Source organism: Chromohalobacter sp. 48-RD10 (assembly GCF_029889785.1).
Lineage (GTDB): Bacteria > Pseudomonadota > Gammaproteobacteria > Pseudomonadales > Halomonadaceae > Chromohalobacter.
The window spans coordinates 87,558-96,692 of the sequence record NZ_JARANX010000011.1 but is presented as its reverse complement, the minus strand read 5'-3'; the positions used below and the strand labels follow the sequence as shown (position 1 = coordinate 96,692).

General features: G+C 61.8%; 10 protein-coding genes. 7 read left to right on the top strand and 3 right to left on the bottom strand.

All coding sequences use genetic code 11. The annotated features are described in order from the left end of the window. Positions 1-694 precede the first annotated feature (694 nt). Positions 695-1,462, top strand: coding sequence for a transporter substrate-binding domain-containing protein (locus OP496_RS12390; protein WP_280563951.1), 768 nt, complete (start codon positions 695-697; stop codon positions 1,460-1,462). A gap of 74 nt (positions 1,463-1,536) precedes the next feature. Here the strand turns inward: OP496_RS12390 and OP496_RS12385 are convergent, their stop codons facing one another. Continuing rightward, positions 1,537-2,637, bottom strand: a complete 1,101-nt coding sequence (locus tag OP496_RS12385) for an AbrB family transcriptional regulator (RefSeq protein WP_280563950.1) — start codon at positions 2,635-2,637, stop codon at positions 1,537-1,539. Between the two features lie 242 nt (positions 2,638-2,879). Here OP496_RS12385 and OP496_RS12380 point away from each other — a divergent pair, with 242 nt between their 5' ends. Both OP496_RS12380 and OP496_RS12375 read left to right on the top strand, forming a co-directional pair. Then, positions 2,880-3,374, top strand: coding sequence for a methylated-DNA--[protein]-cysteine S-methyltransferase (locus OP496_RS12380; protein WP_280563949.1), 495 nt, complete (start codon positions 2,880-2,882; stop codon positions 3,372-3,374). Between the two features lie 3 nt (positions 3,375-3,377). Beyond that, the gene (locus tag OP496_RS12375) at positions 3,378-3,932 is read left to right on the top strand and encodes a DUF924 family protein (RefSeq protein ID WP_280563948.1); all 555 of its coding nucleotides are present in this window, start codon (positions 3,378-3,380) and stop codon (positions 3,930-3,932) included. A 23-nt stretch (positions 3,933-3,955) separates the two neighbouring features. Here OP496_RS12375 and OP496_RS12370 read toward each other — a convergent pair whose 3' ends face one another. Then, positions 3,956-4,792, bottom strand: coding sequence for a hypothetical protein (locus OP496_RS12370; RefSeq protein ID WP_280563947.1), 837 nt, complete (start codon positions 4,790-4,792; stop codon positions 3,956-3,958). A gap of 492 nt (positions 4,793-5,284) precedes the next feature. On the opposite strand from OP496_RS12370, the gene OP496_RS12365 reads away from it, so the two are divergent. From OP496_RS12365 to OP496_RS12350, 4 genes are all read left to right on the top strand, one after another. Next, positions 5,285-5,632 carry a putative quinol monooxygenase gene (locus OP496_RS12365; protein WP_280563946.1) on the top strand — a complete coding sequence of 116 codons (348 nt, stop codon included), beginning with the start codon at positions 5,285-5,287 and terminating at the stop codon, positions 5,630-5,632. A gap of 57 nt (positions 5,633-5,689) precedes the next feature. Next, positions 5,690-6,565, top strand: a complete 876-nt coding sequence (locus OP496_RS12360) for a LysR family transcriptional regulator (RefSeq protein ID WP_280563945.1) — start codon at positions 5,690-5,692, stop codon at positions 6,563-6,565. 144 nt (positions 6,566-6,709) lie between these two features. Continuing rightward, positions 6,710-7,294, top strand: coding sequence for an NAD(P)H-dependent oxidoreductase (locus tag OP496_RS12355; RefSeq protein WP_280563944.1), 585 nt, complete (start codon positions 6,710-6,712; stop codon positions 7,292-7,294). A gap of 160 nt (positions 7,295-7,454) precedes the next feature. Next, positions 7,455-8,654, top strand: a complete 1,200-nt coding sequence (locus OP496_RS12350; RefSeq protein ID WP_280563943.1) for an MFS transporter — start codon at positions 7,455-7,457, stop codon at positions 8,652-8,654. Here the strand turns inward: OP496_RS12350 and OP496_RS12345 are convergent. Then, the gene (locus tag OP496_RS12345) at positions 8,635-9,126 is read right to left on the bottom strand and encodes a GNAT family N-acetyltransferase (protein ID WP_348522007.1); all 492 of its coding nucleotides are present in this window, start codon (positions 9,124-9,126) and stop codon (positions 8,635-8,637) included. The two genes, OP496_RS12350 and OP496_RS12345, sit on opposite strands and share 20 nt — an antisense overlap. Positions 9,127-9,135: the final 9 nt, after the last annotated feature.

Genomic DNA, 9,135 nt, shown 5'->3' with positions numbered 1-9,135 from the left:
AGCGGCAATGTCGATCGCGCTCAAGGATAACCGTCTGATGCGTCAGGCCGGAAAGGATGGGCAGGTTCCCACCCCTATCGCTGAACAGGTTCATGACCTGCTTCATGATGCAAGTGAGGGAACCGATGAGGGAGGTTAATCGGCGGTGTCCGCACTATGGTTTGCCGTTAGTGCACTACCACGGTTCCAAAAACCGCAAAGTCTGTCTACAGTCGTAGAACAATTTGCATAACAACGCGCTGCACCTGACCGTGGACTTCCCCCGGTTTAGTGGACACGCATCGATAACTCCTTGGGCTTCCCCCACTCTAGTGGACACTTCTAGCCTATGATGAGTGCATAGGAGGGAGCGCCATGAGCACCAACGTTACACACCTGTATTCAAACACAGGTAATTCTCATGGCAAGAGTTCGCGTCGATGAAGATATCCGGCCGCTGTCTGAGTTGCGGGCGGACGTTGCCTCATTTGTAAAGCAGATCCATGAACCCCGTCACCCTATGGTGTTAACACAGAGGGGGACGTGGCGTTGGCAGAAGATGATCAGCAACTACCTGCTGACACCCTGCCCCTCAACCAGCCACGCGACGCTAGGCATCAAAGCGGCGCTTCGATATGCTGCGAGACGTGAAACTCAGGGCTGCTCACGAGGCGGCTCCATAACAACACACTGCAAATTCCGTAGAGAGCTTTCCATGAAAAAATTGCTAACCATCACCCTTCTCGGTAGCGCCCTGCTGGCCGGTAGCGCTTTCGCTCAGGATACCTTGCGTATCGGCGTCGATGTGCCTTACGAGCCGATGGAATTCCGCACGGCCGACGGTGACCTCACTGGCTTCGATATCGAGCTCGGCAACGCCATCTGCGAAGAGATCGACCGGAAGTGCGAGTGGGTCGTGCAAGCGTGGGACGGCATCATTCCGGGCCTGATGGCGCGTAAGTACGATGCCATCATGTCCTCGATGACCATCAACGATTCACGCAAGAAGACCGTGCTCTTCTCCGATGCGTACTTCCAGCCGCCCTCCGCCTGGTTTGCGCCGCAAGACAGCGGCATCGACTTCCCGGCCAAGAAGACGCTCGAAGGCAAGACCATCGGGGTTCAGCGCGGCACGCTGCAGGATAACTACGCCACCGACATGTTCGGCGACGCAGCCGAGATCAGCCGTTACTCCACCGCCGACGATCTTGTTCTCGACATGGATGCCGGTCGTGTCGACATCGCCTTCCTGGACTTCCCGGTAGGCAAGTCCACCCTGCTGGATAGCGATGAAGGCAATTATAAAGTCGTCGGCGACATGATCACCGAGCCCAAGAAGTACTTCGGCGAAGGCTTCGGCGTGGCATTTCGCAAGCGTGATCAAGAACTGGCGGACCAGTTCAACGAGGCGCTGGCAACCCTGAAGGACAACGGCACTTATCAGGAAATTTACAACAAGTATTTCGCTAAGGGATCCAAGTAAGACGACGTTGGATAACCGTTGCTAGACGCCATGGGGGCGGCCTTCGGGCCGCCCTTTTGCGTTAAGGCAAACGCTCAAGACGTACCTTTCACGGACGGGGCGAAGCGCGCGATGAAGCGCGCCATCGCCGGCCCCACCAGCACTACCGTGAAAAGCCGTAACGTCTGCAGTGCCACCACTAGCCCAACATCGGCATGCGTGTCGATGGCGATGATGGTCATCGAGTCGAGTCCACCAGGGCTAGTCGCCAGGTAGGCGGTGATGAAACTCGTATTCATCAGCCCCACCATCAGCAACGCGGAAAGCGCACACAGCCCAATCAGCACTATCGAGGCCATGACCATCTTGCCCAGCGAACGAGCCACGGTCGCCAGTGCATCGCGGTCGAAGCGCAATCCCACATAGACACCGATGAAGCCGTACGCCAGCATCAGCAAGGGCGCGGGCATCGATAGCGTCGCCCAGCCGCCGAGATGCAGCACGGTGCCGATGAGCATCGGTCCCAGCAAGGCGCCCGCCGGCAAGCGGCGATCACACAACCAGACCCCACCGCCGACGACCGCCAAGGTGATTAGCAGATCGATCGTTCCAGCCAAGTCGTCGGGAAAGTCGCCCCCGCCACGCGATGGCGTATCGCTCACACCTAACCAATGGCTCACCAGGGCGCCCACGAGCACCACGCAAACCACCCGCACGTATTGCATCGCCGCGACGATCCGCGGGTCGGTATCTTCACGCTCCTCGGCCATCGCCACCATCGCCGCCGCCGCGCCGGGTGTAGTGCCCCAGGCCGCCGTGCTGCCAGGGAGACCGCCGTAACGCACCAGAACGATCCCCACCAATAGGCTGAGCAGTAACGTAATGGCCGTGGCCAGCAGCATCACCAGCCAGCCATCGAGGATCGTCATCAGCACGCTCATGGTCATGGTGTGCGCGATCAATACGCCGATAGTGCCCTGGCCGAGCTTGAAGCAGCGTCTCGGCAGACGCAGACCGCTGCCGCCGATACCAAAGGCGATCCCTACCAACATCGGGCCGATGAAGCCACCCGCCGGCATGTGCCAGTAATTGAGCACGCCACTCGCCACGCAGCACGCCACGAATAAGCCCAGCCACAGTCCGGCACGGCGCATGCGGGGAGATGACGGTCGAGAAGGCGCAGGGGACGGGGCCAAGAGAATGCTCCACAAAAGGGACGCATTATAGCAAGCTAAGTATTTTCCGCGAGACCACCGCCGCGCATATCACTACCGAATCTGGCGAGTCCGGTACCGCCAGCGCGTTACACTGGTAGCGTTACTCCGCTCAAGGAATCTCGTCATGCTCGATCCCGACCGCTGCCGCATAGCCCGTCTATCGCGGGATGCTCGCTTCGATGGGCGCAGTTATCTTACCCTGCAACTCTGGAGTCGCTGATATGGCATCCCCCGCTTACGCTATCGATTACGTCACGCCCGAATCGACCTCGCCGCTGGGCACGCTACGCATCCTCGCCAGTGAGCACGGAATTCGCGAGATCACCTTCGTCGAAAGCACCGAGACACCGACGGCACCCTCGTCGCTCACCGAGGCCTGCCGCAAGCAACTAAGCGCCTATCTCAAGGGAGAATTGCGCGACTTCGACGTGCCGCTCGATCCTCAAGGCACGCCCTTTCAGCAACGCGTATGGGAAGCGCTGGCACGCATTCCTTTCGGGGAAACGCGCAGCTACGCGGAAATCGCCCGGGACATCGACAACCTCAAGGCAATGCGCGCGGTCGGCGCCGCCAACGGGCGCAATCCGTTGCCCATCGTCGTGCCTTGTCACCGCGTGATCGGGCGTGATGGTACGCTCACCGGCTATGCTGGCGGGCTCGAGCGCAAGGCCTGGTTACTCGAGCTCGAGCGCACGTACATCAATCAATGGAGATGAGCCATGACGCAAGATGTGGAACAGGCGCGGCAAGTACTGGACTTCTGGTTCGTGGAGGCGGGCCCCAAACAGTGGTTCAACAAGAGCACGTCGTTCGATCAGGTACTCACCGAGCGCTTCGGGGCACTGCACGCCGCGGCGTGTCGCTGCGAGCTTTACGCCTGGCGGCAAAGTAGCCGCGGCGCCTTGGCGGAAATACTGCTGCTCGATCAGTTCTCGCGCAATATCTATCGCGATCAGGCCCAGGCCTTCGCCCAGGACCCACTAGCACTGAGCCTCGCCCAGCGCCTGGTCGCGCGTGGGGACGATGAAACGCTGCCACCGGAACAGCGCGCATTTGTGTATATGCCGTATATGCACAGCGAGTCGCCCGTGATCCACCAGGAGGCCCTGCGGCTTTTCGATCAGCCGGGCCTGGAGCGCAACCTGGACTTCGAGCGGCGCCATTGGGCGATTATCGAGCGCTTTGGCCGTTATCCGCATCGCAATGCGGTACTCGGCCGAGAGTCGACGCCGGAAGAACGGGACTTTTTACGCCAGCCGGGCTCGTCCTTTTAAACTTAGGTAAGCGGTACCTGCGATCAGGCGCCGCGAGCAACGAGATTGCGCCCTGCCAGCGGGGCCGTCAGCGTGCCGAGCAGGCGCCAGCTCAGGTAGAGAAAACCCAGCGGGAACAGAATCGTCTGAACGATGAATATCGCCGACAAGGCCACCACGTTCTCGGTCATGCTATCCAGACGTGTCAGCAGATCGCGCACCGGATGGCCCACGGCGCTTTCCCATTTATCCTTGAGCTGCTGCCACATGCCGTCGTCTTCTTCGCGCATGCCGGCCTGCGTCTCGGCGACGTCCTGAAACACCACGCGATCCTGGTCCAGCGCCATGTAAAGCCCCTCGCGCTGGTCGCCGATCAGCGCATCGCCCATCCAGGTACTGCCCAACGCCGCGATGAGCACCGCGAAACGCAAGAACGCCATCAGCAGGAACGCTCGCCGCGCCCATTCGTGCCAGACGCCACGCTCCCAGACGAGCGACACCGCAAGCAGCAGACAACTCAACGAGAAAAGCGCCTTGATGACCGCGTGGCCTGCCATCTGGATCAAGACCTTCTGCATGGCCAGCGAGGCCGTGGAGGCGAACATGATCCACGAGAAACGTTCGACGAGATCGTTGGCGGGGTCCAGCGCCTGGCCGAACTGCACCTGGAAGACCATGGCGTCGGCGGTGACGCTCTGCATCACCGAAATCGCCGCATTGAGCGCCTTGGCCAGAGCAAAGCTCTTGAACGCCGTGGAGAGAGCATCATCCAGCGTGGCCATCGCCACGTCGTGCGTGACGCCGAGCCACGACACCAGCGCCAAGATGAGTAACGCCGCCATCGCCCAGCGGCAATGGGGCATGCGAGAAGACAGCGACATGACGAAAGCTCCCGGGACAATGCCCAGACCCTAAGCTCTGTCTGAAAAATCGGCGAGCGATGGCCAGACAAGGCAAAAATTGGCGAAAAAGCAGAGTTTACACAGGGTAAATGAGCATTTTGAGTCGATTTTTAACGCCGTATGGGTGAGCGCAGGCATTTTTCCGACAGAGCGTAATCGTTTGGCGGCCAGAGCGCCATCGCCATCAGATCAGCAGTTGGTAGCTCAACGCCGATACCAGCAAGGTGGCAGAGCCCATCGCGGAGACGATGAGGGCATGGCGCAGAGTATCCAGTTTTACGATGCGCATGGGGGCGACCTCGCGTGACAGTGACTCGAACCCTCTTGATAAGCAATTGCGCCGACGTGCTCAATACGCCTTTGGATTAAGACGCCATGCCGGACAGCCCGCGATGCGTCTTCCAGCTACCGATACCAGACACCAGGATGGTATCGTCTGCACGTTCATCCGTATCCATTCGAGAGGTCATCATGTCCAGCAAGGTCTATTGCACTGCCCAGTTCAAGCCCAAGCCCGGCAAGGAAGAAAGCGTTTTCCAGGCACTCCAGGCGCTCGAGCCCAACGCGCATCGCGAAGACGCCTGCATCCAGTACACCGTGACCCGGAAGATCGACAACCCGTTCGCCGATGGCACCAGCTATCCCATCGTCTTTCACGAGATCTGGGCCGACCGTGCCTCCTTCGAAGCCCATTGCCAGCGCCGCGAAGTGCAGGCCTTCTTCGCCGACTACGTCGAAGCCGAAGACGGCGATGTCGAAGACGCCAACGTTTGCGTGTACACCGATGAGCCGGCCGATTTCGACGCCCCCAAGCTGTAACGCGCCGCGCCGAAAGATGCTCATCCCGGTCGCTGCCCCTGCACATCGCGAGGTGGCATGAAAAGCCGCTGGGACGATCTGGAAGCGCTGCTCGCCGTGGTCGACGCCGGTGGCTTCACTGCCGCCGCCGAGCGCCTGAGCACTAGCACCGCGCGGCTCTCGCGGGCCGTCTCGCGCCTGGAGAAGCGGCTCGAGACGACCCTCGTGCACCGCACCACACGACGCCTGGACATTACCGAGGAAGGCGAAGCATTCATCGCCCAGGCCCGCCAGGCGCTGGGTACCTTGGAAACCGCCGAGGAAGCACTCACCGTGCGCCGTCGCGAGCCCGCCGGACGCCTACGCGTCGACGCCGCTACGCCGTTTCTGCTGCATCAGATCGTGCCCCATCTCGCCGAATTCCATGCGGCCTACCCCAAGATGCGCCTGGAATTGACCACCCACGAGACCAATATCGACCTGATCGAACAACGCACTGATGTCGCCATTCGTATCGGGCGCCTGGAAGACTCCACCCTGCATGCGCGTCCGCTCGGCCATAGCCGGCGACGCCTGGTGGCGAGTCCCGCCTACCTGGAACGCTACGGTACGCCGCGCCATGTCGAGGATCTGGCGCATCATGTACTACTGGGCTTCACGCATTTGACCCAGCTCAACCGTTGGCCCATCGGCGACGGCCGTACCATCCAGCCCACCCTCGCCTCGAGCAGCGGCGAAGCGTTGCTGCAAATGGCGGAAGCCGACGTGGGCATCGCTTGCCTAGCGGATTTCCTGACGCGTGGCGCTCGCCAGGCCGGACGCCTGACGGTAGTGCTCGACCACACCACCCACGAGCGCCACGAGCCCATTCAAGCGGTTTACTACCGCAATACGGCGCTCCACGGCCGCATCAATGCGTTCCTCGATTTCTTCGTCGACCGTCTGACACTCTGATTCCATCACGTCGGAACATGCGCGCAGCCATCTTTACGTTTAATGCAAGAATGTTTTGCAATTAGGCATCTTTATCGCAAGACCACGACTCGGCAGACTGCCCCACCTTTTGCATTCACCTGCACTCGAAGTGGGAAAGACACCATGAAGTTTCTGCTGATCAACGGCGCCAAGGCCTTCGCCCATTCCGGCGGCCGTTACAACGACACCCTGCACGATGTGGCACGCGGCGAACTCGCCGAAATGGGCCATGAGATCCGCGAGACTCGCGTCGACGACGGCTACGATACCGACGCCGAAGTCGAGAAATTCCTGTGGGCCGATGTCATCGTCTATCAGATGCCCGGCTGGTGGATGGGCACGCCTTGGACGGTCAAGCGCTATATCGACGAGGTCTTCACCGCCGGCCACGGATCGCTCTACGCCAGCGACGGTCGCTCACGCAAGGACCCCAGCCTTCAGTACGGTAGCGGCGGCTTGCTGCAAGGGCGGCGCTATATGCTCTCGCTGACCTGGAACGCGCCCGTCGAGGCCTTCGACGAAGCCGGCAACTTCTTCGAGGCGCGCGGCGTCGACGGTGTCTACTTCCCGTTCCACAAGTCACAGGCATTCATTGGCCTGGACGCCATGCCGACTTACATTGCCAACGATGTCATCAAGGCACCCGACATCGAAGGCCATGTCGACGCCTATCGCACACATCTGCGCGAGCACTTTTCCAACGCCTGAACGCTAAGCCTGATTCGGCACACCGAGCCGGCGCCTCACGGCGTCGGCTTGCTCTTCTCTTGCCTACCTCGTTCTCCTGCGCTTTTCACCTTTCAGCCCACGGCAAGCTTTTCAACGAGATGCTAAGATAGCGCGCCCGTTCGAGAGGAAGGCTTTGTCCATGTCTGCGCGTTCCGCTTCCCCAGCCGCTTCCATGCCTGCTGCGCTATGGCTCGTCGCCTTCGCGCTGGCGGCCATCAATTTGCGCGCACCCATCGTGGTGGTAGGGCCGGTACTCGAATCGATCATGCAGACACTGGCCATCGGCGCCGGCGTCGCCAGTTTGTTCACCACCGGCATGATCCTGTGCTTCGGCGTGCTCTCGCCGCTGGCGCCCGGCGTCGCCGCACGCCTGGGGCTGGACCGCGCCATCGCTCTGGCACTCGGCGCCATCGCGCTGGGTGGACTGCTACGTGGCATCGAAAGCCTGCCGGTAATGCTCGTCGGGACCTTCTTCGCCGGCCTTGGCATCGCCTTCGGCAACGTCTTCATGCCCAGCCTGGTCAAGCGCGACCGCCCCGAGCGCATCGGCCAGACCATGGGGCTCTACACGGTGGTGATGGGAATCGGTGCTACTCTCGGCGCGGGGACCGCCGTACCGTTGATGAACCTCAGCGGCTCCTGGTCGGTGCCCATCCTGCTGTGGGCGGGCGTCGGCGTGGCCACCACAGCACTATGGATCTGGATGGCCTGGCGGCGGCCCAAGGCAAGCGACGACGGCCAATCGACGCGCATCACGCGGCTGTTCAAGAGCCGCACCGCCTGGACCTTGACGCTATTCATGGGCATGCAATCGCTGGGCTTCTACACCCTGCAGACCTGGGTACCCTCCGTGGCCTCGGCCGCCGGCGTCCCGGACGCCGCTGCGGGCGGCATGCTGTCGGTCATCAACCTGACCACCATCCCCGCGAGTTACGTGATCGCGCGTCTCGCTGCACGCCTGCATCACCATAGCCTACTGGTGCTGGGGCTTTGCCTGTTGATCGCGCTGGGGCTGGTAGGGTTGTGGCTGGCGCCCACGGCGTCGCCCACGCTATGGGCGATCCTGCTCGGCGCCGGCCAGGGGGGCTGTTTCAGCTTCGCTCTGACCATGATCGTCATGCGCACCCGGCGTGCCAACCACGCCGCCATGCTTTCCGGCATGGCCCAGAGCCTCGGCTATCTCATGGCCGCCGGCGGCCCGCTGGTATTCGGCGCCCTGCACGGCATCACCGGCGACTGGCGCCTCTCGCTGTGGCTGCTGATGGGCCTGCTCAGCGTGCAAACCGTCGCCGGGGTGATGATCGGCCGGCCCAAGCTGGTCACGGTGCAAGAAGGCTGAACCGCCGGCTCATGACGGTCACAGACTCGCCACGATAGGTCAGCGCCTCGCGATCCTCCCATCCCAGTCGGCGATACAGCGCCTGTTGATCGGGCGTGTAGAGATGGAATTGGCGGATGCCGTGGGCCAGCGCTTCCGCCTCGACCCGTTGCACCAGACGCGAAGCGATACCGTAGCCGCGCCATCCGGGCGGCACGAATACCGAGGCAAGCCAGGGCGTCAGTTCGCGGCGGATGCTCATGTCGTCGGCGACCAGGCTCGCCGTGCCCACCGGCGACGCCTCGTGCATTGCCACGAACACCGAAGGAACGCCACCCTCGCCGCACTGCGCGATAAATTCCCGGCAATAGTCCTCGGCCGAAGTATCGGGATGCAGATGCCCCCAGGCGTCATGGGTCCAACCCGCCACGGTCCTGGCGTGGGGCGAGTCGGCCTGCAGTCTGACGATAGCGATACTCTCGATCACAAGCATGCTCCTGAT